19 protein-coding genes are annotated in these 26,609 nt (G+C 62.7%); 15 read left to right on the forward strand and 4 right to left on the reverse strand.

Annotated features, from left to right (window positions below; all coding sequences use genetic code 11):
- On the forward strand, window positions 1-289 hold a 289-nt coding region (locus QU481_RS04775; RefSeq protein WP_289828758.1), incomplete at its 5' end, for a transposase.
- 342 nt (window positions 290-631) lie between these two features.
- Here the strand turns inward: QU481_RS04775 and QU481_RS04780 are convergent.
- Window positions 632-1,456, reverse strand: coding sequence for an alpha/beta fold hydrolase (locus QU481_RS04780; RefSeq protein ID WP_289828759.1), 825 nt, complete (start codon window positions 1,454-1,456; stop codon window positions 632-634).
- A gap of 921 nt (window positions 1,457-2,377) precedes the next feature.
- Here QU481_RS04780 and ssuE point away from each other — a divergent pair.
- From ssuE to QU481_RS04810, 6 genes are all read left to right on the forward strand, one after another.
- Complete coding sequence (ssuE, locus tag QU481_RS04785) at window positions 2,378-3,940, forward strand: NADPH-dependent FMN reductase (RefSeq protein ID WP_289828760.1); 1,563 nt, start codon at window positions 2,378-2,380, stop codon at window positions 3,938-3,940.
- Between the two features lie 25 nt (window positions 3,941-3,965).
- Window positions 3,966-5,093, forward strand: a complete 1,128-nt coding sequence (ssuD, locus tag QU481_RS04790; RefSeq protein ID WP_289828761.1) for an FMNH2-dependent alkanesulfonate monooxygenase — start codon at window positions 3,966-3,968, stop codon at window positions 5,091-5,093.
- Window positions 5,094-5,103: 10 nt separating this feature from the next.
- Window positions 5,104-5,874 (forward strand): ABC transporter permease subunit, encoded by a 771-nt coding sequence (locus tag QU481_RS04795; protein ID WP_289828762.1) that lies wholly within the window; start codon window positions 5,104-5,106, stop codon window positions 5,872-5,874.
- A gap of 8 nt (window positions 5,875-5,882) precedes the next feature.
- Window positions 5,883-6,674 (forward strand): ATP-binding cassette domain-containing protein, encoded by a 792-nt coding sequence (locus QU481_RS04800; RefSeq protein WP_289828763.1) that lies wholly within the window; start codon window positions 5,883-5,885, stop codon window positions 6,672-6,674.
- Between the two features lie 41 nt (window positions 6,675-6,715).
- Complete coding sequence (locus QU481_RS04805) at window positions 6,716-6,931, forward strand: TOBE domain-containing protein (protein ID WP_289828764.1); 216 nt, start codon at window positions 6,716-6,718, stop codon at window positions 6,929-6,931.
- Window positions 6,932-7,078: 147 nt separating this feature from the next.
- Window positions 7,079-7,810 carry a carbonic anhydrase gene (locus QU481_RS04810; RefSeq protein ID WP_289828765.1) on the forward strand — a complete coding sequence of 244 codons (732 nt, stop codon included), beginning with the start codon at window positions 7,079-7,081 and terminating at the stop codon, window positions 7,808-7,810.
- 89 nt (window positions 7,811-7,899) lie between these two features.
- Here the strand turns inward: QU481_RS04810 and QU481_RS04815 are convergent, their stop codons facing one another.
- Window positions 7,900-11,886: a DNA translocase FtsK gene (locus QU481_RS04815; protein WP_289828766.1), complete on the reverse strand. Its 3,987-nt coding sequence runs from the start codon at window positions 11,884-11,886 to the stop codon at window positions 7,900-7,902.
- A gap of 598 nt (window positions 11,887-12,484) precedes the next feature.
- Window positions 12,485-15,076 (reverse strand): bifunctional aconitate hydratase 2/2-methylisocitrate dehydratase, encoded by a 2,592-nt coding sequence (acnB, locus tag QU481_RS04820; protein ID WP_289828767.1) that lies wholly within the window; start codon window positions 15,074-15,076, stop codon window positions 12,485-12,487.
- A 450-nt stretch (window positions 15,077-15,526) separates the two neighbouring features.
- On the opposite strand from acnB, the gene acnA reads away from it, so the two are divergent.
- The 6 genes from acnA to QU481_RS04850 all read left to right on the forward strand — a co-directional run bounded on the left by acnA (window position 15,527) and on the right by QU481_RS04850 (window position 22,434).
- On the forward strand, window positions 15,527-18,343 hold the full coding sequence (gene acnA / locus QU481_RS04825) for an aconitate hydratase AcnA (protein ID WP_289828768.1): 2,817 nt from the start codon (window positions 15,527-15,529) through the stop codon (window positions 18,341-18,343).
- A 175-nt stretch (window positions 18,344-18,518) separates the two neighbouring features.
- Complete coding sequence (locus QU481_RS04830) at window positions 18,519-18,866, forward strand: hypothetical protein (RefSeq protein WP_289828769.1); 348 nt, start codon at window positions 18,519-18,521, stop codon at window positions 18,864-18,866.
- A 25-nt stretch (window positions 18,867-18,891) separates the two neighbouring features.
- Window positions 18,892-19,689, forward strand: a complete 798-nt coding sequence (locus QU481_RS04835) for a tRNA pseudouridine(65) synthase TruC (RefSeq protein WP_435381905.1) — start codon at window positions 18,892-18,894, stop codon at window positions 19,687-19,689.
- Window positions 19,690-19,758: 69 nt separating this feature from the next.
- Entirely contained in the window at window positions 19,759-20,352 is a 594-nt protein-coding gene (locus tag QU481_RS04840) for an NADPH-dependent FMN reductase (protein ID WP_289828771.1), read from the forward strand.
- Window positions 20,353-20,355: 3 nt separating this feature from the next.
- Entirely contained in the window at window positions 20,356-21,201 is an 846-nt protein-coding gene (locus QU481_RS04845) for a 23S rRNA (adenine(2030)-N(6))-methyltransferase RlmJ (protein WP_289828772.1), read from the forward strand.
- 237 nt (window positions 21,202-21,438) lie between these two features.
- Window positions 21,439-22,434, forward strand: a complete 996-nt coding sequence (locus QU481_RS04850; RefSeq protein WP_289828773.1) for a class 1 fructose-bisphosphatase — start codon at window positions 21,439-21,441, stop codon at window positions 22,432-22,434.
- Between the two features lie 146 nt (window positions 22,435-22,580).
- On the opposite strand, the gene QU481_RS04855 is transcribed toward QU481_RS04850, so the two are convergent.
- Window positions 22,581-23,348 (reverse strand): DMT family transporter, encoded by a 768-nt coding sequence (locus tag QU481_RS04855; protein WP_289828774.1) that lies wholly within the window; start codon window positions 23,346-23,348, stop codon window positions 22,581-22,583.
- Window positions 23,349-23,610: 262 nt separating this feature from the next.
- Here QU481_RS04855 and QU481_RS04860 point away from each other — a divergent pair, with 262 nt between their 5' ends.
- Window positions 23,611-24,504, forward strand: coding sequence for a LysR substrate-binding domain-containing protein (locus tag QU481_RS04860; RefSeq protein ID WP_289828775.1), 894 nt, complete (start codon window positions 23,611-23,613; stop codon window positions 24,502-24,504).
- A gap of 42 nt (window positions 24,505-24,546) precedes the next feature.
- Window positions 24,547-26,577, forward strand: coding sequence for a site-specific recombinase (locus QU481_RS04865; protein ID WP_289828776.1), 2,031 nt, complete (start codon window positions 24,547-24,549; stop codon window positions 26,575-26,577).
- Window positions 26,578-26,609: the final 32 nt, after the last annotated feature.

The following is a 26,609-nucleotide window of genomic DNA, read 5'->3' on the forward strand; positions in this document are numbered from 1 at the left end:
GTTTGTGATCGTCGATGGCCATCCGATCCACAAGGCGAAGCTGGTCAGGGACTATGTGGAGAGCTTGGAAGGCAAGCTCAACCTGTTCTACTTGCCGCCTTACTCGCCGCAACTGAATCCGGACGAGCAGGTCTGGGCGCACGTGAAGCGCCAGGTATCAAAGCGTCTGGTGCAAAACCATGAGGAAATGAAGCGGCTAGCAATCGGCGCCTTGCGTCGAATCCAAAAGCTACCCGGGCTGGTGAAATCGTTCTTCCGCCAGCCTGAGTGCCAATATGCCTGCCAGTGACAATACTTTTGCAAAGCTTAGTAAATTTGTCAGCGTCGCAGCGTCGGTAGAGTTGCGTTGTCGTCAATGGGCTGACCGGGCTCATGCAGCACCTCCCTCTCTTGTTCTTTGCACTGGATACGATTAGCGTGCGTTTGCACATATTCCAATATGGCAGATACAAAGAAGGGGTGAGGCAAAGCTTTTCTCGGGGTGCCGCAACCGGCCACCCGGCTCGGCCATTGTCTAATGGCAGCTCGGCCGAAACGGCCATCAGCCCTTAAACTCGATAAATCTGCATATTCTTACCTTCCATTCCCCTAGGCAAGTAAAACGCCCCTCTCCGAAAAGGGCTATCAACCCCTAAACGTTTTCCTTCCGAGGAAATAGATTCACTGCCAAAAAACTCTCTAGTGCTCGCGATATATCATGCGCCCGTTCGACCGGAAGCATATGACCTTCATTTTTGAAAATCGAGGTTTGAATCTGCGGAAGAAAACCACGCAACTCCTCGATACATGTACTGTCGAAGAATGGATCTAACTCTCCACCAATGACAAGACATCGTGCTGCAATACGGCGATTCTGGCATAAATCGATTTTGGCCTCTCTAGCCGCCTCAAGATGACGGATAATCCGATGTGGCGAGTTAAGCTTGTCATGACCCTTTAGATTTTCAAGCATAAGGCGCATGCGCAGCATGGCATTCATCCAACCTCGCCGAAACAACCCGGCAAATGACAACAAGAACTCATGGCGATTACCATGTTCGAGCAGCTCTATTTGACGACGGATACGTCTATCGCCCTCGGTTGAAAAACGGTGGGCACTCGCAAGCAAGATGAGGTTATCAACCAACTCAGGGTGTTTAGCAAGAACATGCGTGGCAACAATGCCTCCATAGGATAATCCTATCAGGGCAAGGGGTCGCTGCCTATCTCTCAGAATCTGAGCAAGGTCGCTGATCACCTTACCCAACGAATGGCCCTCCTCTGGATTTTGGTCATAGCCAATCATTAAGAACGCTCGGCCAGACAATAATCGGTGCAAACGCTTTGCATCTTTGATCAATTGTTGTTTTGTTACTGGCCTAACAAAAGCCTGCCCTCCATTTAGCACAACAACCTGAGGCAAATCTCCTTCGACCGCAACGTAAGGATATTTGCCTAGAAAAACACCCTGCTCCATTATCAACCCCATTAAGTCAATCGACTGCTACGTTACTGCGTTCCTAGCGAGCAATCCGTATCTAACTAGCTTTTACTATTCGTCGCCAATACTTTGACACAGCCTCTTTATTCTCATTTTTGCCAATCGAGCATCTCCCTCCAAGCGAAATAATTTTTCAGCAAACGTTTCAACTGAGAGCTGCCCCGATAAACTTAAGCTCTGAAGCTCTTACCGAGACACACCCCCAGGGTATAGTAATGTCGGAATACATAGTACAGAGGCTTCCAATGTTCTAGACTGATGCGACCCACCTTATTTAGCAGCTGAGTATGGACATGCACCCGAAGTGCTCTGAATTCTGCAGCAGAACAAGCGCCGTCCTCACCACCAATTTTATGCATAGATATAAGTTTGGCCTCTATCTGGACCGGGCATTCAACCACCCTTAATGGTGCGACTTGCTCACTGGTCAACGGAGTCAATTGTGCGCACGCAAACTTATTCGGCTCGAATCGATAACCCATCAATTCCTTGTCAGGAGGCACAGTCTCACAACCAGTAGTTGCTGCAATGGCTTCGACATTTGCCCAACCTGATACCAAGTTGCGATATCCCCGTCGCTGATGGTGATTGCCTGCGCATGCCCATCGGCACACTTCTGCACGCGTAAGCGCCACTGGCGTTTTCCTACCATCGGCTTTCCTCCTGAACATTGGCCAAAGCATAGCTGGAACAAGGCCAACCTGATGAACTGCCTGCTTCCATGATGCTGCGCTGCTTAGGCTCGGCTGGTCACTCTTGCCGCTCGCCCATTAAGACTAAATTCGCATGAAAAAATGATTTTTCATGATTTTTAATTATTAACACAGCCGGGTAACCTCATCCACATGGCGATAAGGCAGCCGCCTTCTCCCCCTGTTCATCAAGCAAAGGTTACCCATGTACGTCGTCGCGCTCGCTGGCAGTCCCAGCCCCACTTCCCGCTCCCTGAAGTTGGCCGAACAGGCCAAGGCACTGCTTGCCGAGCAGCAGATCGACACCCTGCTGGTGAGCGTCTACGACTTTCCCGCCGAAGACCTGCTGTACGCCCGCTTCGATAGCCCGGCGATCAAGAATCTGCGCTCGCTGGTGGCCAACGCCGCTGGCGTGGTGATCGCCACCCCGATCTACAAGGCCGCCTACTCCGGTGCGCTGAAGACCCTGCTCGATCTGCTGCCCGAGGAAGCGCTGGCCAACAAGCCGACACTGCCGCTGGCCAGCGGTGGCACCGCGGCCCACCTCTTGGCACTCGACTATGCGCTCAAGCCGGTACTGACCACGCTGAAGGCGCGCGACATCCAGCAGGGCGTGTTCGCCATCGACAAGCACATCAGCAGCGACGACGACGGCGCCGTCCGACTGGAACCTGAGCTGGACGAGCGGCTGCGCGCCGCGGTGTCGCGCTTCGCCACCAGCCTGAAGGCGCTGTACCCAGCTCGCCCACAAGCTGCGCAACCGCCTGGTCGCCGGCGCGATCAGCCTGTAAGCCCTCTTTCCATTCCGGGCGGGCCGCCCCGCCCCAGCCAAGGACCCTGCATGAAACTGCTCAAGACCCTGTTGATCTCCGTGCTGGCCTTCACCAGCGTCGCCGCCTCGGCCGAAGAGCTGAGCATCGGCTACCAGAAAAGCTCGGTGAACCTGGTGGTACTGAAAAACCGCGGCCTGCTCGAGCAGCGCCTCAAACCGCTCGGCGTCACAGTGAAATGGACCGAGTTCGCCGCCGGCCCGCCGATCCTGGAAGCGCTCAACATCGGCAGCGTCAACTTCGGCATGACCGGCGACACCCCGCCGGTGTTCGCCCAGGCCGCCGGCACCAACCTGGTCTACGTCGGCTTCGAAGCTGCCAAGCCGCAGGGTTCGGCCATCCTGGTGCCGAAGGACTCCACGCTGAAGACGCTGGCCGACCTGAAGGGCAAGCGCGTCGCTTTCACCAAGGGCTCCAGCGCCCACTACTTGGTGCTGCGCGCGCTGAAGAAGGCCGGGCTGACTATCCGCGACATCCAGCCCGCCTACCTGCAGCCGGCCGACGCCCGCGCCGCCTTCGAGCGGGGCAACGTCGACGCCTGGGCGGTGTGGGACCCGTACTACGCGGTAGCCGAACGCGCCAACACCGCGCGGGTGCTCAGCGACGGCAAGGGCCTGTCCAACAACTTCAGCTTCTACCTGGCCTCGCGCCAGTTCGCAGACCAGAACCCCAAGGTGATCGCCGCAGTGATCGACGAGCTAACCAAGAACGACGCCTTCCTGACTGCCAAGCCGAAGGAAGTCGCCGAGATCCTGGCTCGCACCACAGGCCAGGAAGTGGGCATCTTCGACACCATGCTAGGCCGCCACCCGCGCTTCCAGGTGGCACCGCTGACGCCAGTGGTGATCGCCGACCAGCAACGCGTCGCCAACAGCTTCCACGAACAGGGCCTGATCCCGCACGCGGTGAAGGTACAGGACATCGTATGGCGTCGTTGAACGACGCCCCAACAGGAGTCTGAACATGCAAGTATTCTGGTTTTTCCCCACCCACGGCGACAGCCGCTACCTCGGCACCCAGCAGGGCGCCCGCCAGGTCAACCACGCCTACCTCACCCAGATAGCCCAAGCTGCCGACCGGCTCGGCTTCGACGGCGCGCTGATCCCCACCGGCCGCAGCTGCGAAGACCCGTGGATCACCGCCGCCAGCCTGATCCCGGCCACCCAGCGGCTGAAATTCCTGGTGGCGGTGCGCCCCGGCATCATGTCGCCGACGGTAGCGGCCCGCATGGCCGCCTCGTTCGACCGCCACTCGGCCGGGAGGCTGTTGGTCAACGTGGTCACCGGCGGCGACCCGGTGGAGCTGGAGAGCGACGGGCTGTGGCTGAGCCATGACGAGCGCTACCGCGCCAGCGACGAATTCCTCAAGGTGTGGCGCGGCGTGCTGGCCGGCGACACCGTCGACCTCGATGGCGAGCACATCAAGGTGAAGGGCGCCAAGGTGCTGTTCCCGCCGGTGCAAACCCCGCATCCGCCGCTCTACTTCGGTGGCTCGTCCGAGGCCGCGCACGAGCTGGCCGCCGAGCACATCGACGTGTACCTGACCTGGGGTGAACCGCCCGCCGCAGTAGCCGAAAAGATCGCCGACATCCGCGCCCGCGCCGCCGCACGTGGCCGCACCGTGCGCTTCGGCATCCGCCTGCACGTGATCGTGCGCGAGACCAACGAGGCCGCCTGGCGAGCCGCCGAAGAGCTGATCCAGTACGTCGACGACAGCACCATCGCCGCTGCCCAGGCCACCTTCGCCAAGATGGACTCGGAAGGCCAGCGCCGCATGGCCGCGCTGCACGGCGGCAAGCGCGACAAGCTGGAGGTCAGTCCGAACCTGTGGGCCGGCGTCGGCCTGGTGCGCGGCGGCGCCGGCACCGCACTGGTCGGCGACGGCCCGACCGTGGCGGCGCGGATGCGCGAATACGCCGAGCTCGGCATCGACACCTTCGTGTTCTCCGGCTACCCGCACCTGGAGGAAGCCTACCGCGTCGCCGAGCTGCTGTTCCCACACCTGCCGGGCAAGCACGGCAGCGCCCCGGCCAACGGTCCGCTCGGCGAGGTGGTGGCCAACCACCACCTACCGAAAGCCTCGGCCTCGTAAGGAGCCTGTAATGAGCCAATCCCTTCCCGTCCGCACTGGCCGCGCCCTGCTGCCCTGGCTGGTGCCGCTCAGCCTGGTGCTGGCCTGGCAGGCCGCCGCGCAAGCAGGCCTGATCAGCCACCGGGTGCTGCCCGCCCCGCTGGAAGTGCTCAAGGCCGGCGCGGCGCTGACCGAGTCCGGCGACATCTGGAGCAACCTGAAGATCAGCTTCTGGCGAGTCGCCGTCGGCTTCGTCATCGGCCTCGCGCTCGGGCTCGCCACCGGGGTGTCGAGGTTGGCCGAAGGCGCGCTCGACACCACGGTGCAGATGTTGCGCAACATTCCGCCCTTGGCGCTGATCCCGCTGGTGATCCTGTGGTTCGGCATCGACGAGGGCGCCAAGGTGTTCCTGGTCGCCTTCGGAACGGTGTTCCCGGTCTACCTCAACACCTATCTCGGTATCCGTTCGATCGACCCGGCGCTGATCGAGATGGCGAAGAGCTACGGACTGTCGGGCTTTGGCCTGTTCCGCCACGTGCTGCTGCCCGGTGCACTGCCGTCCATCCTGATGGGCGCGCGTTTCGCGCTCGGCATCGCCTGGATCATCCTGATCGTCGCCGAAACCATCTCGTCGACCAGCGGCATCGGCTACATGGCGATGAACGCCCGCGAATTCCTGCAGACCGACGTGGTGGTGCTGTCGATCCTGCTCTATGCCCTGCTCGGCAAGGCCACCGACATGGCGGCGCGCGCGCTGGAACGCGCCAGCCTGCGCTGGCACCCGTCCTACCAGGCCGCCTAGGAGACCCCATGGACCGCTTCATTCCCCCCGCCGCCGGCAGCGCGCTGCAGCTCACCGGCCTGTCGCAGCGCTTCGGCCAGCGTCGCGTGCTCGACGCGCTCGATTTGACCATCCCGGCCGGCCAGTTCGTCGCCTTGGTCGGGCGCTCCGGCTGCGGCAAGAGCACCCTGCTGCGCCTCCTGGCCGGGCTCGACCAGCCCAGCGCCGGCCACATCGACAACGACGCCCCGCCCAGCGACACCCGGGTGATGTTCCAGGACGCACGGCTGCTGCCGTGGAAGACCGTGCTCGACAATGTCGGCCTGGGACTGTCCGGCCAGTGGCGCGATGCCGCGCGTGCGGCCTTGGCCGAAGTGGGCCTGGCTGACCGCGCCGACGAATGGCCGACACGGTTGTCCGGCGGCCAGCGTCAGCGCGTCGCGCTGGCCCGCGCGCTGGTGCACCAGCCACGTCTGCTGCTGCTCGACGAGCCGCTCGGCGCACTCGACGCGCTCACCCGCATCGACATGCAGCAGCTACTGGAGCGGCTGTGGCAGCACCACCGCTTCACCACCCTGCTAGTCACCCACGACGTCGGCGAGGCGATCGCGCTAGCCGACCGGGTGCTGCTGATCGAGGACGGCCGGATCGGCCTTGATCTCGCCATCGACCTGCCCCGCCCGCGCGACGCCGCCGATCCTGCACGCCTGGCACTGGAGGCGCAGGTGCTGGCCCGGGTGCGGCAGCAGCCTCAGCCCGAGCCGGTCACCCCCCCTGCCCGCCCGACTCCTTTGCCCAGCCAGCTGCGCTGGTCCCTGTAAGCATCGCCAAGCACCGACTCACCACCCGAAAGGAAACCGTCATGAGCATCAAATCGATCAACGTACGCAACCAGTTCCGCGGCGTCATCAAGGAAATCATCGAAGGCCCGGTGCTGTCCGAGGTGGACGTGGACACCCCGGCCGGCATCGTCACCTCGGTCATCACCTCGCGCTCGGTGCGCGAGCTGGAGCTGACTGTCGGCTCCGAGGTGATCGCCTTCGTCAAATCGACCGAGGTGTCGATCGCCAAGCTATAAACGTTTCCCGCATGACGAAGCCGGCGTCCGCTCGGGCGCCGGCTTTTTTCATACGCTCCCTCCGAACTTCACTGAAATCCCCTTGTCATTCTTCGGCCGCGCCACGTCGGCGCGGCCGAACCGTCATCCTCGACAAGGAATCAAGCAGTGAACAAAAACATCGCGGTACTGCTGTTGAGTCTCTTCGCCGCCCCGACTTGGGCAGCCGGCGCTTCGCCGCATTGGAACTACAAGCAAGCAGACTGGGCTAGCCTCGCGCCAGAATTCCAGCTCTGCAAGCTGGGGCAGACCCAGTCACCGATCGACATCCGCGGCGCCAAACCCACCGTTCTTGCACCGCTGCGCTTCGACTACCGGACAGGTAGCGCCACATTGGTCAACAACGGCCACGCCATCGAGCTCAAGCCCGCCGCCGGTAACCGGCTGAGTTTGGCCGAAGGGGACTTCGAGCTGCTACAGCTGCACTTCCACGCCCCGAGCGAGGAGATGGTCGAAGGCAAGCGCTACCCGCTGGTCGCGCATCTGGTACACAAGAATGCCAAGAACGAACTCGCCGTCGTCGCCGTGCTGTTCGAACTGGGCCGTGACAACCCGGCCCTCGCCCCGCTGCTCGCCACGTTGCCGGATCAGCCCGGCACCAGCCGCCCCCTGTCCGCACCGTTCGACCCGGCCGCCCTGCTGCCGGCCAAGCGTGACTATTACGCCTACACCGGTTCGCTGACCACGCCTCCGTGCAGCGAGGGTGTGCGTTGGAGGGTGCTGAAGCAGCCAGTTGAGCTGTCGGAACGACAACTGGCCGCCCTCCAACGGCTCTATCCGATGAACGCCCGGCCGGTGCAGCCGTTAAACGGTCGGACGATACTCGAGTCAGGCGGCTGAGCGTCGCTCAGCGCACGTCATCGCGCTACAGCTAGCCCATGAAAAAAGGCGTGCCCCAGGCACGCCTCCTTAGCTCAGCTGGCTAGCGCTCAGTAGTCCCGCTCCGGCACCAACACGGTACGGTTGCCGTTGCTCTCCATCGCGCTGACGAGGCCGGCCTCCTCCATCTGCTCAATCAGACGCGCCGCGCGGTTGTAGCCGATGCGCAGGTGTCGCTGCACCGACGAAATCGACGCCTTGCGCGTCTTCATCACGATGCCGACCGCTTCATCGTAGAGCGGATCGTCCTCGCTGCCGCGCCCGCCACCGTTGCCGGCCGGCGCCGCCTCATCGCTGTCAGCCGAACCGGTCAGCAGGTCCTCGACATAGTCCGGTTCACCGAACTGCTTGAGGAACTCGACCACCGCATGCACCTCGTCGTCGGCGACAAAGGCGCCGTGCACGCGCAGCGGGTAGCCGGTGCCCGGCGGCAGGTAGAGCATGTCGCCCTGGCCGAGCAGGCTTTCCGCGCCCATCTGGTCGAGGATGGTGCGGCTGTCGACCTTGCTCGACACCTGGAAGGCGATACGGGTCGGGATGTTCGCCTTGATCAGGCCGGTAATCACGTCGACCGACGGGCGCTGCGTCGCGAGGATCAAGTGGATGCCGGCGGCGCGGGCCTTTTGTGCCAGGCGGGCGATCAGCTCCTCGATCTTCTTGCCGGCTACCATCATCAGGTCGGCAAATTCATCGACCACCACCACGATGAATGGCAGCGGCGACAGCGGCTCCGGATCGCCCGGGGTCAGGCTGAACGGGTTCGGGATCTTTGCCCCGGCCGCCTCGGCCTCGCGCAGCTTCTGGTTGAAACCGTCGAGATTGCGCACGCCCAGCGCGCTCATCAGCCGGTAGCGCTTCTCCATCTCGTTGACGCACCAATTAAGCGCGTTGGCGGCAAGCTTCATGTCGGTCACGACCGGCGCCAACAAGTGCGGAATGCCGTCGTACACAGACAGCTCCAGCATCTTCGGGTCGATCATGATGAAGCGCACTTCATCCGGCGTGGCCTTATAGAGCAGCGACAGGATCATCGCATTGACGCCGACCGACTTACCCGAGCCGGTGGTACCGGCCACCAGCATGTGCGGTGCCTTGGCGAGGTTCATCGCCACCGGCTGACCGGTGATGTCCTTGCCAAGCGCCAGCGTCAGCTTAGAATCCGGGCCCTGAAACACCTCGTCGGATAAGATCTCGGACAGGCGGATCATCTCACGCACCGGGTTGGGCAGCTCCAGCCCCATGCAGGTCTTGCCCGGGATGGTCTCGACCACACGGATCGAGGCAAGGCCAAGCGCCCGCGCTAGGTCCTTCATCAGGTTGACCACCTGGCTACCACGCACCCCCACCGCTGGCTCCACCTCATAGCGGGTGATCACCGGGCCAGCATACGCATCGACCACACTGACCTTAACCTTGAACTCGGCGCACTTCTCCTCGATGACGATGCCGCGCTCGATCAGCGCGTCCTCGCTCATCGCCACACGCGCATCGTCGGCCGGGTATAGCAGATCGAGCGACGGCAGGCATTCCTCGCCATAGATCACCGGCAGAGTGTGGTGCTGGCGCACGGGAGCCATCTCCGGCTCACCGACCTCATCACCCCACGGCATGACGTCGCTGTCGGTCTCCTCGAGCAGCATCTCATCAATATCAAGCGACGTTTCGGTCAACGAGGCCACTGCAGCAGGAAGATGCCAGGGTTGCGCTGCAACGCTGGGAGTCGGTACTACCGGAACGCTCGGGGCGGCGGCTAGCTCTACCGTCGGAGCAGGTTCGATCCGCTGCGGCGCTGCCATTGTCGGCTCGACGGCAGAAAATGGGGCGAATGGGACAGAAGCCACCGATGGGGTCGCGGACACGGGCGCCTCTACCGCCGAAGGAGCGGGAGCCTGTTGCGGTTCGGTAGACGGCTGCATCGCAGGCTCGACATCTTGCACCAGCACAGCAGCAGTTGGCGCCTCTGGGGCCACCTCGCCCACCTCCGGCTCGGACCAGCGTACAGCGGCCGGATTCGGCCAAACCGGAGCCGACGGCGCGGGCTCGGCAACCGGCGCCGGTTCGTCCGCCACCTCGTCAATCATTGCCCACACCAAGCCGTTGCGCTGCGCCGGAGTCACGGCGGGACTCGGTGAGGTAGCCACCGCAGGATGCTCCAGCGGCATCAGCGACCTAACTGGAGCAGTGTCCACTGCCGCGGCGGGGTTAACACCCGGCTCAGTGTCAGGAGCTGGCGTCGGCTTCGGCCCGAACGCGGCCGGCACCGGTGTCGACCCGGACGCCTTTTCCGGAGCCGGAGCCGGAGCCGGAGTCGGAGTCGGAGTCGGAGTCGGAGTCGGAGTCGGAGTCGGAGTCGGAGTCGTAGTCGGAGTCGGAGTCGTCAGCAAGCGTGCAGCAAAACCCTCCAACGCGCGCGGTTGCGGTTGCGGTTGCGGTTGCGGTTGCGGTTGCGGTTGCGGTTGCGGTTGCGGTTGCGGTTGCGGTTGCGGTTGCGGTTGCGGCAACGATTCGATCACCGCAGGCTCGGCCGACGCAAGCATGCCACGGTCAGCCACGATGGCGATCGCTGCCCCAGTCGGTTCCTGCTTGGCCACGACACTGTCGCCGCCAGCCTTGGCAACGCTTGCAGCCAAACCCACGGTGGCTGCGGTGGCTGCGGTGGCTGCGGTGGCTGCGGTGGCTGCGGTGGCTGCGGTGGCTGCGGCAACAGTCTCGCCTCCCAACTCCGGCAGCGGTATGAATTTCGACAGAACCTGATCGTCAGCCAGCTTGGCATCCAGCACCACCGGTGCTGGAACCACCTCGGCCAGCGGCACCACCGCCGGAGCAGCCGCATCTACTGCGAGTGCACTTGTCAACGGCTGCGGCGGCACAACGGCAGCCTGCGGTGCACGAGTGCCGGGCGATGAACCGGGCCAGCCGGAAGGCAGCACTACCCGCGCCGGTTCGGGGCGCGGCTTGGCCATGCTGGCCACCGGCAAAGCGGTGGCCGTGCTCGACGGCAAGGGGCTGGCCGAAGCGGGCAACGGCGATTTGAGCGTCGACGAGCTGGGCTGGTACAGCGGTGGAATAGGAGGCTCGGCCTTGATTGGCTTGGCTACCTTGGTTGCCTTGGCTGTCTTGCCGGCGATGCCGGGATGGGACGGAATCGGCGCCAGTACCACCTCCGGCAACTGCTTCTTCTTGCCGGTGGTTGCCTCGCGGTTGAGCCGCTCCTGATGGAGCTCTCGCACTCGAGCGCGCACGAGATCTGGCTCGATCATTGGCAACGGTGCCGCCTTGCCGTCTCGCACCACGTCCTCATGATGCCTCGCCACCTGACGGCGACGATAGCCCGCGCGCAAATTGCTCTGCACATCGGCCAAACCGATCACTGGCAGATCGGCCACCGGGTTGTGCTGAGGCGCAGAGCGGTCACGCGGCGGCTCACGGCGGCGCGGCAACTCGATACGAGCTCCGTCCTCGGAGGGTCTCGCCGCCTTCAGGTTCACCATGGGCGCAACTCGTCCCGTCGCCACACCGGCGACCGACGCGGCCCGTACCTCGCTGGCCTCGGTCCTAGGCGCGGACACTGGCTGCCGTGCTTGAGGGGTCTCCAGCGAAACAACCTGCTGCGCCATGCTTCGAACAGGCGGCGCTACAGGATTCGAAACGGGCACCGTCGTCTGTGGCTGGCGTGGACTCCAATCGTGGTCGGGATCCTGCCGTTCGGCGATGGCCGGCACGTCCGGCTTCGCACGCGCCGCAGCCCGACGTGCCCAGCGCTCGGCAAGCCATAGACGCCAGCGCTCACCTTCGTCGCGCAACATGGCCTCCAGCGAATCCAGCCAGATTTCCCATCGCGCAGGGGGGGCCAAGTCCTCCGACTCCGATTCCAACACCGGATGTTCATTCACTGGCAAAGGCGGCCGGGTATCCTCAAAAAAATACGTCCACACCTTGTGCAGCCAGACCGGCCAAGGCCGGCCACTACGCTGAAACCACACCACACCACCGACCGCACCAGCCAGCAGCACCACAACCAGGAAAAAAACAGCCAACTCGGTTCCCAATCCAGAAAAATCCGTCACACAGCCGTAACCACCGGCCTTCGGCAAGAGCGCATAGCGCCATTCATGCCGGAAACCGACTAGGGTAGCAGCGTCACTGCGTCATGCAAGCCTCTACTGCCCTACCCTGCTGCAAAATACACGCCGATCCCTCTCAACAACCCCTCTTTGCTACCAGGCCAATGGCGCTGTTACTGCCAGGCACTCTGCCAAAACCATCGGCTTAGAGCCTGTTCACAACCTGCTGCACTCGGGCGACCCTGCGTTGAGATAAGAGCCTGTTCAAAGGCTCAACATCCTTGCCTACTCGATGAGTACACTCCGCTTTTCGCCTCATTTCGCCTTGGCTGACCCTTCGTTCGCGAGATCGTGAACCGGCTCTTAGAAAACGGGACAAAGCCACAATGCAGGGGATTTCACCTGCCACTCTGAATGACATCGACCAACTTCAGTCAAACTTAGTGCCCAGAAATAAAAAAAGCCCCGCTCAAGGCGGGGCAGTAAACACAATTGGGGAGATCGTTGGGGTATCAAAACCTAAATTTCGACTCCCCCAAACAATTAAAACACCCCCAAACTCCTGTATTTATTAAACATTCACCGATTCGGCCACTTCCTTGAATTCTTCAATCTGGTCGAAGTTCATGTACTTGTAGATCTTGTCGGCATTCTGGGTCACGACACCGATCTCGGCCAGGTACTCAGCCGGGGTCGGCAGCTTGCCCATCTTGGATGCAATCGCCGCCAGCTCGGCCGAACCCAGGTACACATTGGTGTTCTTGCCCAGACGGTTCGGGAAGTTACGGGTCGACGTGGAGATCACGGTCGCGCCTTCCTTCACCTGAGCCTGGTTACCCATGCACAACGAGCAGCCCGGCATTTCGGTACGCGCGCCAGCGGTACCGAAGGTGTTGTAGAAGCCTTCCTTGGTCAGCTCGGCAGCATCCATCTTGGTCGGCGGAGCCACCCACAGGCGAACCGGGATGTCCTTCTTGCCTTCCAGCAGTTTGCCGGCGGCACGGAAGTGGCCGATGTTGGTCATGCACGAACCGATGAACGCTTCGTCGATCTGAGTGCCGGCCACTTCGGACAGGAACTTGGCATCGTCCGGGTCGTTCGGGCAGCAAACGATCGGCTCCTTGATGTCGGCCAGATCGATTTCGATCACGGCAGCGTACTCGGCGTCCTGGTCGGCTTCCAGCAGTTGCGGGCTAGCCAGCCATGCTTCCATGGCCTTGATGCGGCGCTCCAGCGTACGGGCATCCTTGTAACCGTCGGCGATCATGTTCTTCATCAGAACAATGTTCGAGTTCATGTACTCGACGATCGGCTCCTGGTTCAGCTTGATGGTGCAACCGGCGGCGGAACGTTCGGCCGAGGCATCGGACAGTTCGAACGCCTGCTCGACTTTCAGGTTCGGCAGACCTTCGATCTCGAGGATGCGGCCGGAGAAGATGTTCTTCTTGCCAGCCTTGGCCACGGTCAGCAAGCCCTGCTTGATCGCGTACAGCGGGATCGAATGCACCAGGTCACGCAGGGTGACGCCCGGCTGCATTTCGCCCTTGAAGCGCACCAGTACCGATTCCGGCATGTCGAGCGGCATCACGCCGGTCGCGGCGGCGAAGGCCACCAGGCCCGAGCCCGCCGGGAACGAGATACCGATCGGGAAGCGGGTGTGCGAGTCGCCACCGGTGCCGACGGTGTCCGGCAGCAGCAGGCGGTTGAGCCACGAGTGGATCACGCCGTCGCCCGGGCGCAGCGACACGCCACCACGGGTCGAGATAAAGGCCGGCAGTTCCTTGTGGGTCTTCACGTCCACCGGCTTCGGATAAGCGGCGGTGTGACAGAAGGACTGCATCACCAGGTCGGCGGAGAAGCCCAGGCAAGCCAGGTCCTTCAGCTCGTCGCGGGTCATCGGGCCGGTGGTGTCCTGCGAACCAACGGTCGTCATCTTCGGTTCGCAGTAGGTGCCCGGACGCACGCCGTGGCCTTCCGGCAGACCACAGGCGCGGCCGACCATCTTCTGGGCCAGGGTGAAGCCCTTGTTCGATTCGGCCGGCGCTTGCGGCAGGCGGAATTCGGTGGAAGCCGCCAGGCCCAGCGCTTCGCGCGCCTTGCCGGTCAGGCCACGACCGATGATCAGGTTGATACGGCCGCCGGCGCGCACCTCGTCCAGGATCACGTCAGACTTCAGGGCGAACTCGGCAATCTTCTCGCCATTCTTTTCGACCTTGCCAGCGTACGGGTAGATGTCGATCACATCGCCCATGTCCATCTTCGACACGTCGACTTCGATCGGCAGCGCGCCGGAGTCTTCCTGGGTGTTGAAGAAGATCGGGGCGATCTTGCCGCCGAGGCACACGCCGCCGAAGCGCTTGTTCGGCACGAACGGGATGTCTTCGCCGGTGGCCCAGATCACGCTGTTGGTGGCGGACTTACGCGAGGAGCCGGTACCCACCACGTCGCCCACGTAGGCGACCAGGTGGCCCTTCTTCTTCAGGTCTTCCAGGAACTGGATCGGGCCGCGCTTGCCGTCTTCTTCCGGCACGAAGGCCGCGTCCGGGCGGGTGTTCTTCAGCATCGCCAGGTAGTGCAGCGGGATGTCCGGACGGCTCCAGGCGTCCGGTGCCGGCGACAGGTCGTCGGTGTTGGTTTCGCCCGGCACCTTGAACACGGTGACGGTGATCTTCTCGGCCACGGCCGGACGGCTGGTGAACCACTCGGCGTTGGCCCAGGATTCGACGACTTCGCGGGCGTACTTGTTGCCGGCATCCATCTTTTCCTTCACGTCGTGGAAGGAATCGAACATCAGCAGAGTTTTCTTCAGGCCATCGGCGGCGATTTGCGCCAAGGCAGCATCGTCGAGCAGGTCGATCAGCGGCTTGATGTTGTAGCCACCCACCATGGTGCCCAGCAGCTCGGTGGCTTTTTCACGCGAGATCAGCGGCGAAGCCACGGTGCCTTCGGCCACGGCGGCCAGGAACGACGCCTTCACCTTGGCGGCATCGTCCACGCCCGGCGGGACGCGGTGGGTGATCAGCTCAACCAGGGTCTCGCCCTCGCCTGCCGGCGGGTTCTTCAGCAGCTCGACCAGTTCTTCGGTCTGCTTGGCGGACAACGGGAGCGGCGGGATGCCGAGGGCGGCACGTTCTGCTACATGCTGGCGGTAGGCTTCAAGCACGGCTTCATCCTCTCTGCTTTATATCAAGCGCGGAAACATTGGGTAACGGTACGGGCGGGGCATCAAGTCGGCGACAAACTGTCGACTGGTCCACCGGCCGCCCCCCTGCGGGATCGGGGTGGCGTCAAAACGGCAATATTGGTCTTGGCGCTGTCGCCATTTTATCGCCAATCCCTCCCGCTTGGGAAGAACCAGCCGCAGCCAATATGCGCTACCGGCAAGGGTCATCGTGCCTTTTTGACCAAACGGGAACATCGTTTGGGGAATCACACCCGGCCAAAGTGTCGACACTCAGTCAGAAGTAACGCGGTAAAACCACGCCAAAAGCATTGTTTTTCCTAGCCGTCGGAGGTGGCGACACACGGCGGAATTCTCCCCCATAATGTCACTAAAGTTGGCCGAACCGGCGCAACGCCGGCCCGACCTGGCATCCACCCTATCGGAGGAACCATGAGTCAGAACCCGTTCAACACCCTGTCCGCCCTATCCGTGGGTGGCCGCGATTTCTCCTACCACAGCCTTGGCAAACTCGAAGAGCACGGTATCGGCCCGGTGTCGCGGCTGCCGGTGTCGATTCGCATCGTACTGGAATCTGTACTGCGCAATTGTGACGGCAAGAAGGTCACCGAAGAGCATGTGCGCCAGTTGGCCAACTGGGCGGCTACCGGCCCGCGCAGCGAGGAGATCCCGTTCATCGTCGCCCGCGTTGTACTGCAGGACTTCACTGGTGTGCCACTCTTGGCCGATCTGGCCGCGATGCGCAACGTTGCCCACCGTCAGGGCAAGGACCCCAAGACCATCGAGCCCCTCGTACCGGTCGACCTGGTAGTCGACCACTCGGTCATGATTGACAAGTTCGGTACGCCGACCGCGCTGCGCGAGAACATGGAGATCGAATTCCAGCGCAACCGCGAGCGCTACCAGTTCATGAAATGGGGCATGCAGGCGTTCGACACCTTCAAGGTGGTACCGCCGGGCATCGGCATCGTCCACCAGGTCAACCTCGAATACCTGTTCCGCGGCGTACAGCAGCGTGACGGTCTGGTGTACCCCGACACCCTGGTTGGCACTGACAGCCACACGACGATGATCAACGGTGTCGGCGTGGTCGGCTGGGGCGTCGGTGGCATCGAAGCCGAGGCCGGCATGCTCGGCCAGCCGGTGTACTTCCTCACCCCGGACGTGGTCGGTGTCGAGTTGACGGGCCAGCTCAATGAAGGCGTCACCGCCACCGACTTGGTGCTGACCATCACCGAGATGCTGCGCAAGGAGAAGGTGGTCGGCAAGTTTGTCGAATTCTTCGGCCCGGGCACCGCCAGCCTGACCGTCACCGACCGTGCCACCATCGCCAACATGGCGCCGGAGTACGGCGCGACGATGGGCTTCTTCCCGGTCGACGAGAAAACCGTCGCCTACATGCGCAACACCGGCCGCAGCGAGGTCGACATCACATTGTTCGAGGCCTATTTCAAGGCACAGGATCTGTTCGGCGTGCCCAATGCCGGCGATATCGACTACAGCAAGACGCTGGAGCTCGACCTCACAAGCATCGCCCCAAGCCTGGCCGGGCCGAAGCGCCCGCAGGACCGCATCGCCCTGCCGGACATGAAGGCCACATTCGACACCCTATTCGCCAAACCAGTGGGCGAGAACGGCTTCGGCCGACCTGCCGCCGAATTGAACCGTCGCATCAAGACCACCCGCAGTGGCGGCGCGCCAAGCGACGACAACAGTCAACAACTCACCGGCAGCGGCCAATCGCGCAACATGGTCGAAATGGTCGACAACAGGCCAACCTCGGACCACCTGGCCACCAGCGCCGACGGCATCGACCTTGGCAACGGCGACGTGTTAATCGCCGCGATCACCAGTTGCACCAACACTTCCAACCCGGGCGTACTGCTCGCCGCCGGCCTGTTGGCGAAGAAAGCGGTCGAAAAAGGCCTGAAGGTGCACCCCCGCATCAAGACCAGCCTGGCTCCAGGCTCGCGGGTCGTGTCCGAGTACCTGAAGAAGACCGGTCTGCAGCCCTATCTCGACCAGTTGGGCTTCAACGTCGCCGCCTACGGCTGCACCACCTGCATCGGCAACGCCGGAGACCTGGCTCCCGAATTCAACGACGCCATCACTCAGAACGACCTCGTGTGCGCTGCGGTGCTGTCCGGCAACCGTAACTTCGAAGCGCGCATCCATCCCAACATCAAGGCCAACTTCCTCGCCTCGCCGCCGCTGGTGGTGGCATTCGCACTAGCCGGACGCGCCAACATCGACCTGACCTGCGAGCCTCTTGGCACCGATACCAACGGCCTACCGGTATTCCTGAAAGAGATCTGGCCGACCTCGGACGAGATCGCCAAACTGATGCCGGCAGCGTTCGATCCTGAGGCATTCCGGCGCCTCTATGCCGACTTCACGAAGGATCACGACTTGTGGAACGCGATCGCCGCGCCACAGGGCCAGGTGTACGACTGGCCTAAGTCGACCTATATCGCCGAGCCACCGTTCTTTACCGACTTCGCCGCGCAGCCCAAGCCGGTAGAGCCGATTGCTGGCACGCGAGCGCTGCTGCTGCTGGGCGATTCGGTGACTACCGACCACATCTCGCCGGCCGGATCGTTCAAGGACACCAGCCCGGCCGGCCAGTACCTGCTGGCCGAAGGGGTCCAGAAGCAGGACTTCAACAGCTACGGTAGCCGCCGCGGCAACCACGATGTGATGATCCGCGGCACCTTCGCCAACGTACGGGTGAAGAACCTGATGCTGCCGGCGAAGGACGACGGCAGCCGTATCGAGGGCGGATACACCCTGCTCGACGGCAAGCAGACCACCGTCTATGAAGCGGCGATGGAGTACATCAAGCGCGACATCGGCACCATGGTGTTCGCCGGCGAGGAGTACGGCACCGGCTCCAGCCGCGACTGGGCAGCCAAGGGCACTCAGCTGTTGGGCGTGCGCGCCGTGGTGGCCAAGAGCTTCGAGCGTATCCACCGCAGTAACCTGGTCGGCATGGGCGTGCTGCCGCTGCAGTTCCAGGGTAGTGACAGCTGGCAGAGCCTAGGCATAGACGGCTCCGAAACCTTCGACATCGAAGGAGTCGGCGACAGCATGCAGCCTCAGGAGGAACTGACGCTGGTGATCCATCGCACAGGCGGCAAGACTGACCGCGTGCCGGTGACCAGTCGTATCGACACACCAATCGAGGTCGACTACTACCGCCACGGCGGCATCCTGCCGTTCGTATTGCGTGAGCTGCTGGCCAACCGTTAAACCTCACCCCTCTCTCCCGGGCGCCTCAAGGCGCCCGTTTTCTTTACCCGCAGCCGCTCAGCATCGCCAATTGGCGCACATGACGCATAAATGCCATGCTGAAAACGACTCGCACGATGCGTCAACCCGGCTTACAAGGGTTGCACGCATCCCACGCATTTCAAGGAGAGACCAGATGAACGCAAAGCTCACCATGATGGGCACCACCCTGATCATCGGACTACTGGCAAACTCCGCTCAGGCGATCGGCCCGGGCGCAGGAACCTCGCTGGGATCCCAAGCGGCGGGGCGCGCCAACCGGATGTTGGACAGCATGCAGCAGAGGAACCAGCAAAAGCAGGAACAGCAACAGCAACAGCAACAGCAACAGCAACAGCAACAAACGATCAACACAGACACGCCGGAGGACAAGGCAACCGCCCGCATGCTGGAGGAAGCCAACCCCACCGATCAGCAACTCCAGAAGGAACAGCCCAATCCGAACTCGGGAACCGCCCCGCGCGGCAGCCATCGTCCCCACTGACACACTGACACGCTAGCTACGTACAATGGCGGTCCGTTCCAAAGGACTCGCCGTGACCAGCCCATTCGCCCCTTTCCCCATTGTCTTTCGTGACGAGCACCTGATCGCCATCCACAAGCCGGCCGGCCTGCTGGTGCACCGCACCGTGCTCGACCGCCATGAGCGCTGGTTCGCCATCCAACTGCTGCGCAACCAGATCGGCCAGCGCGTCTACCCTGCCCACCGACTCGATAAGGGCACGTCGGGCGTACTGCTGTTCGGCCTCTCCAAGGATGCAGGACGCGAGTTATCTTGGGCGTTCGAGCGCCAAGAGGTCGACAAGCGCTATCTCGCGGTGGTGCGCGGCCACCCGGCCGATGAAGGTGAGATTGACCATCCACTGGCGCGCCGTGTCGACGACCTGGAATGGATAGGCGAGAAGGTCAGCACCGAGCCACAAGCCGCCGTCACCCGTTACCGCACGCTGGCGCGCACCGAACTGCCGTTCGCGGTCGACCGCTATCCGACCAGCCGCTACGCGCTGGTCGAGCTTGATCCGCTGACCGGCCGTCGTCATCAATTGCGCCGCCACCTCAAGCACATCGCCCACCCGATCATCGGCGACGCCACCTACGGCAAGGGCATCCACAATCGTTTCTTCGCCGAGCAGTTCGGCTGCCAGCGTTTGCTGCTCGCCTGTGTCGAGATGCGCCTGACTCATCCATTCACCGGCGAGGCACTGACGCTGACCGCACCGCTCGCCGAGGACTTCGCTGCACTGATCGACACCCTTGGCTGGCGCGATGCGGTCGAAGCGCGCTGGCTGCCGCCGCAAACAATTTGAGCCACCGGACGGGGTGGATGATTATTCTTTTATCATTCCCACTCATCCATCCCTATGGAGCTTCTCCCCATGCACCTGCTTGCCCTGTCCGGCAGCCTGCGCGCCGACTCGACCAACACCGCGCTGCTACGTGCCGCCGGCGAGCTGGCTCCGGCCGATGCCTCTTTCATGCTGTATACGGACATAGCCGCCCTGCCCGCCTTCAATCCGGACTACGACACTCAGCCGGCCCACGCTGCGGTGGCGCGCTTCCGCGCGGCCCTGCAGTCAGCCGACGGCGTACTGATCGCCAGCCCCGAATACGCCCATGGTGTGCCCGGTGCGTTGAAGAACGCGCTCGACTGGGTCGTCGCAAGCGGCGAGCTAGTCGACAAGCCGGTAGCGCTGCTGCACTCCTCGCCGCGCGGCCAGTTCGTGCGCGCCGCGCTCACCGAAATCCTGCTCACCATGTCGGCCCGCTTAATCGACGACGCGACGCTGACCGTGCCACTGCTAGGCAGGACGACGGACGAGATAACGACCCTGCTTGCGAAGCCCGACACCCGGACTACGCTGCGTAGCGTGCTGCAATGCTTCGCCGACGCGATTAGCGCCCCACCGAAGCCTGACTTCGGCAGCGAACACCGCAATCCGGTAAAATCACCGCCAATCAAACCGGATTAGCCCATGCTCAGTTACCGTCACGCCTTTCACGCTGGCAACCACGCCGACGTGCTCAAACACCTGGTCGAAATCGCGCTGCTGCGCTATCTGAACCAGAAAAACAAACCATATTGGTATATCGACACGCACGCTGGCGCGGGCGTGTACTCGCTCGACTCCGAATACGCCAGCAAGAACGCCGAATACGAGTCGGGCATCGCCCGGCTGTGGGAACGCGACGACCTGCCGGCGCTCGTGGCAGACTACGTCGACGTGGTCCGCCGCCTGAACCCGGACGGCACGCTGAAGCTCTACCCTGGCTCGCCCTACTGTGCCGACCAGGTGCTGCGCGAGGACGACAAGCTGCGCCTCTTTGAGCTGCACCCGACTGACAGTGTGCACCTGATCGACAACTTCCGCGGCCGCAGCAAGCGTGCGCTGATCAAGGCCGAGGACGGCTTCGCCGGCATCAAGGCCTTCCTGCCGCCGGCACCGCGCCGTGCGCTGACGCTGATCGACCCACCGTATGAAGACAAGCGCGACTATCAGCGCGTGGTCGACATGCTGAAGGACAGCCTGGAGCGTTTTGCCACCGGCACCTACGCCGTCTGGTACCCGATGCTGGCACGGAAGGACTCGAAAGAGCTGCCGGAGAAACTGAAAAAGCTGCCGGCCAAGGGCTGGCTGCACGTCGCCCTGCAAGTGCAGAGCCCGGCGCAGGACGGCTTCGGCATGCACGGCAGCGGCATGTTCATCCTGAACCCGCCGTACACGCTGCATGACGAATTGAAGGTGATCATGCCGTGGCTGACCCAGGTGCTGGCGCAGGACAAGGGCGCCAAATTCATCCTGGAGCAACAGGCCAGCTAAGCACCGCCAATAAGTTTCTGCGAAGCTGCCTTCCCTGGCGTAGACAGTACTGTTTGCACCTTAGCTACGTTTGTTGTGACATCGAAACGATATCGCAACGCCGCGCTCCTGCTGCAGACAATGCCGCACAACAGCACAGACCGGTTGGCCAAAGCCATCCTTTCGGCCAACCTTTGGCGGTATAATCCCGCCGTAATGAACCGGGCCACCCGCCCACTACCCGATTCCGAGGACCGCATGAGCCGCATCGCACTCGCCCGCTATTTGACCGAAGCCCTGCAGCAGGGTCGCCTCGCCGACGCCGAGCTGGCCCGGCTGATCGAAACCGTCGCCGACATCTGTGTCAGCATCTCGCACGATGTGGCACAGGGCGCCCTCTCCGGCGTGCTCGGCGAAGCCGGCACAGGCAACGTGCAAGGCGAGCAACAGAAAAAGCTCGACGTGATCGCCAACGACCGCTTGCTGGAAGGCTGTGAGTGGACCGGCCTCTTGGCCGGCATGGGCTCGGAGGAAATGGACGAGCCTTACCCGATCAAGGCAGAGTACCCACAAGGCAAGTACCTGCTGATGTTCGACCCGCTCGACGGCTCGTCGAACATCGACGTCAACATCTCGGTCGGCACGATCTTCTCGATCCTGAAAAAACAGGGCGATGCACCGCTGCGCGAAGCCGACTTCCTGCAGCCAGGCACCAGCCAGGTTGCGGCCGGCTACGTGCTGTATGGTCCACAGACCATGCTGGTGCTGAGCTTCGGCCACGGCGTGGTCGGCTTTACACTCGACGCTGGCAGCGGCCGCTTCGTGCTGACCCACCCCGAGATCAAGGTGCCGACGGCGACGAAGGAATTCGCCATCAACATGTCCAACCAGCGCCACTGGGAAACCCCGGTGCAACGCTGGGTCAGCGAAATGCTTGCCGGCAGCACCGGCCCACGCGGCAAGGACTTCAATATGCGCTGGGTTGCATCGATGGTCGGCGAAGTGCACCGCATCCTGATGCGCGGTGGCGTGTTCAGCTACCCACGCGACGCACGCGAGCCGGGCAAGGCCGGCAAGCTTCGCCTGATGTACGAAGCCAACCCGATGTCGTTCCTGATCGAGCAGGCCGGCGGCGCCGCTACCAACGGCCGCCAGCGCATCCTCGATATCCAGCCGGAACAATTGCACCAACGCGTCGCGGTGTTCCTCGGCTCGAAGGACGAAGTGGAAACCGTCACCGGCTACCACGGCTGAAACAGCTCATCCCCATGACAAAATGCCAGGTCAACGCCTGGCATTTTTTATTTACCTCCTTGGAGCCCTCTGCCCAACACTCCGAGCGAACCCGACCGACAGCCCCTCGGGCGCGGCATATCAGAACAAGGTGTAACCCAGACCGGCTAGCGACTCCCCTTCTGACGGTTCGCCAGTGTCACCCCCAGCACAACAAGTGCAGCACCGGCCACCTGCTCGAGCGACAAAGCCTCGCCGAGAAAGCCCCAACTCATCAGCAACGTCAGCGCCAGGCCGAGCGTACCGACCGAAGCCGTTCGTCCGGCACCAAGCAGGCGGATCGCCTGACTCAGGCACCATACCGGCAAAGCGGTGGAGAATACTCCCATTGCCAGACCAATCGCGTACACCTGCCACGGCAGGTGCAGGATGCTCGCCACCGGCTCGGTCACAGAGAAGTGCACCAGCACCGCGATGCAGGCAACCAGGGTGCCGAGCGCCGCCATACGGGTCGCGCCGATCCGCCCCACCACCTCGCCGGTACCGATCAGATACAGCGCATAGGTGAAGGTGCTAGCCAGCACCCAGCCGAGCCCCTTCCACGCGTCAGCAGCCAGAGTGCTCTCCGCCAGATCGTGTGCGAATGCCAATGCAACGCCAAGGTAGGACAGCAACACGGCTCCCCATACATGAAGGGGATAGCGCTTCTTCAAGAACAACGTCGAGAGCAACAGCACCAAGGTGGGATAGAGAAACAACGTCATTCGCTCCAGCGCCGCCGAGATCGTCAACAAGCTGAAGAAGTCGAACAGGCTCGACAAGTAGTAGCCGAGCAGCCCCAGCGCCAGGATCCAGGTCCAGTCACGGCGTTCCAGGTTGGCAGCGCCACCGCTTTGGCGAGCCAACAGCAGGAAAAACGGCGCCGCGAACAGCATGCGCAACGCCAGCAATGTCTCGGCCCCCACGCCGTAGCGGTAGCCGGACTTGATCAGGATTGCCTTGACGAAAAGCCGATCGCAGCGAGCAAAGCGAACAGCATGCCTTTGTGTTTTGCGAAAGCAAAATGGCGCTCACCACTGGCCGTACTAGCAGAAACATCCATATTATTCACCTCGTATGCCGAGATTATGATAGGTTTTTGCTTCTTGACATTAACGTTTTGCGTAGCCTGCCTTCGCCAAACACGAAGCCTAAGCAATGCGACTCGACTTTATCGACCTGAAACTGTTCGCCTGCCTGGCCGATTACGGCAGCCTGACGCTGGCTGCCGATCGCCAAGCACTGGCCCTGTCAGCTGCCAGTCAACGACTGAAAAAAATGGAGACGCTTTATGGCGTCGAGCTGGTCGAACGCCGCGCCCGCGGGATCGAACTGACGGCAGCCGGGCAGCTGTTCCTGCACCATGCTCGCCAGCTGCTGTTGGCCGCCGAACGACTGAATGGAGAGCTGGGTGACTTCGCCCACGGCCTGCGCGGCGAGGTGCGTCTGATGGCCAACACCGTGGCGTGCAACGAATACCTGCCCAAACTGCTTGGTCGCTTCCTCGCCGCTACGCCGCGCGTGGACGTTACGCTGCTAGAGCGCCCCAGCCGCGATATCGTGCCGTCGATCGAGCATGACGAGGCCGACCTGGGAGTGATCGACGGCAGCGCCAGCATCGGCACGCTGAACGTGCTGCCGTTCGCCCGCGACCGGCTGGTACTGATCGCCGCCGCCACACACCCGCTCGCTGGCCACCCAACGTTGGCGTTTGCCGACGCGCTCGAACACGATTTTGTCGGCCTGCCCGCCAACAGCGCGATGCAACGCCATATCGAGGACATGGCCCGGTTACGTGGCCGGGTGCTCCATCCACGGGTGCGGGCGGCAGGCTTCACCGCGCTGGCGACGCTTGCCGGCGCCGGGGCCGGACTCGCAGTCCTGCCCGAACGCGCCGCCCGGCGCCTGGCACCGTTGGAACACTTGGCGGTGATCGCGCTGAGCGACCCGTGGGCGGTACGCGAGATGAAGCTGTGTTTCAAGTCGACCGACACGCTGTCGGCACCGGCTCATGCGCTACTCGAGTTGCTGGCCCACGCCCACCACGCCTGACCAAGACACTAAACGAGAGAGACTTTTCATTTGTACCGTACGATGAACAAGACCCCACTTTCGATGGACGACGCGCTACGTCGCCTCGCCACCGCCGAGCATCCGCCGGCCGAGGCGCTGGCCGACCTGATCGTCACCCTACGCCCGCCTTCGGCGCGCCACACCGAACAGGCGATCCAGAACCTGCGCGCCCTCACCTATCTGCTCGAACATCAACCCGACTATCGGCAGGCACTGCGCCAAGGCCTCCTGGCTTTGCTGACCGAAACCCGCCAGATCGCGCTCTACACCGAAACCGGCATCCTCGCCAACGAAGGCTTTTTCACCGCCTTGTCGCGACGCATTGGTGAGCGGCTGCTGCCTCCACCGGTGCGGGCCGAATCGTTGCGCGACGTATTCGGCCAACTGTTCTCCCACAAGAACGACCACCAATGGCTAGCAAGCATTCCCGATGATGCGTGGAGCGAACTGTGGCGAACACTGGCTTGGCATGAACAGGAAAGCAACGGCAGCGACACCACGACACGCATGCAGATGCTGGAGGCAGTACAGGTACTATCGTCGCGTATCACCGCAATCGGCCTCGAACCGGAACTGGTGCGTGTCTACCCCGACATCGAGCGCTTCGAGTCGCCGTTCCTGCATCTGAACGCCGAGGTGATGCGCTACGTAGAAAGCTATCGGCTGAGCCTGTCCGAGCATACCCGTACCGAAGAAGACGAGAAGCACATCCTCGTGCTGCTCGACCAGTGCGAGGATATCCTCGCCAAGCTGCGCAAGAACGCGGCGCGCTACGGCATCTCGGTCAACCTGACCTACCACGCACTACGCCTGGCCCAGCACATCGACCGGCTACGCGCGCTCTTGATCCTGCTCGACCCCGACTACGACCCGGCCGTCGACCCTACACTGTTCCGGCTGATCGTGAACCTGATCGAGGCCGAGAACCGCAAGTACAGCCTGCGCGACCTGTTCAAGTCGAACACCGAGCTGCTGGCCCTACAGGTCACCGAACACGCAGGCCGCCGAGGCGAACACTACATCGCCGAGACGCGCAGCGAATGGAACGGCATGGCGCGCGCGGCGATGGGGGCCGGGCTGATCGTCGGCGTCATGGCACTGATCAAGATGCTGGCCGCGCGCGGCCATCTGCCGCTGCTGTGGGAAGGCATGGCATTCGGCCTGAACTACGCGATCGGCTTTATCATCGTGCAGATCCTCGGCTTCACCATCGCCACCAAGCAGCCGGCGATGACTGCGGCGAGAATCGCCTCGGCGATCCACACCGTTGGCGCGAAGGCCCAGACCGAAGAGCTGGCCGACTTGGTCGTGAAGGTGTTGCGTACTCAGTTTGTCGCGATCCTCGGCAACGTGCTGCTGGTGATCCCCACCGCTGGCCTGCTCGCCTTGGGCTGGCAGGCCATGTCCGGCCAACCCTTGGTCGACGCCGCAAAGGCGCAGCACCTGCTGCACGACCTCGACCCGGTCCGCAGCCTGGCGATTCCCCATGCGGCGATCGCCGGTGTCTACCTGTTCCTCTCCGGCCTGATCGCCGGCTACTACGACAATCTGGCAATCTATCGGCGCATCCCTGAGCGGATCGCCGCGCTGCCGTGGCTGAATCGCCTGATCGGCTCGCACCGCGCCAACCGCTTGGCCGGCTATATCGAGAACAACCTTGGGGCCTTGGCCGGCAACTTCTACTTCGGCATGTTCCTGGGGCTGACCGGTACGGTGGGAGTGATTCTCGGGCTACCGATCGACATCCGTCACATCACCTTTTCGTCGGCCTACCTCGCGTTCTCCTCGGTGACCAACAACTTCCAGCTGCCGCTCGACGTGGTGCTGACATCATTGGCCGGCATCGCGCTAATCGGCCTGACCAACCTGGCGGTCAGCTTCGGCCTGGCCTTGTGGGTGGCACTGCGCTCTCGCAAGCTCAGAGGTAGGGATGCCTTGCCGCTGGTTCCCCTGTTGCTGCGCCGCTTCATCCGTCATCCGCTGCAGTTCATCCTGCCCCCAAAGGCAGTCCCGCTCGAGGACGAAGCGGACAAGGAGCAGGAAGCGCATTGAGCACCCTGCCAAACATCACCGGGCCAACAGGC

This window comes from Crenobacter oryzisoli (assembly GCF_030385785.1).
GTDB classification, from domain to species: domain Bacteria; phylum Pseudomonadota; class Gammaproteobacteria; order Burkholderiales; family Chromobacteriaceae; genus Crenobacter_A; species Crenobacter_A oryzisoli.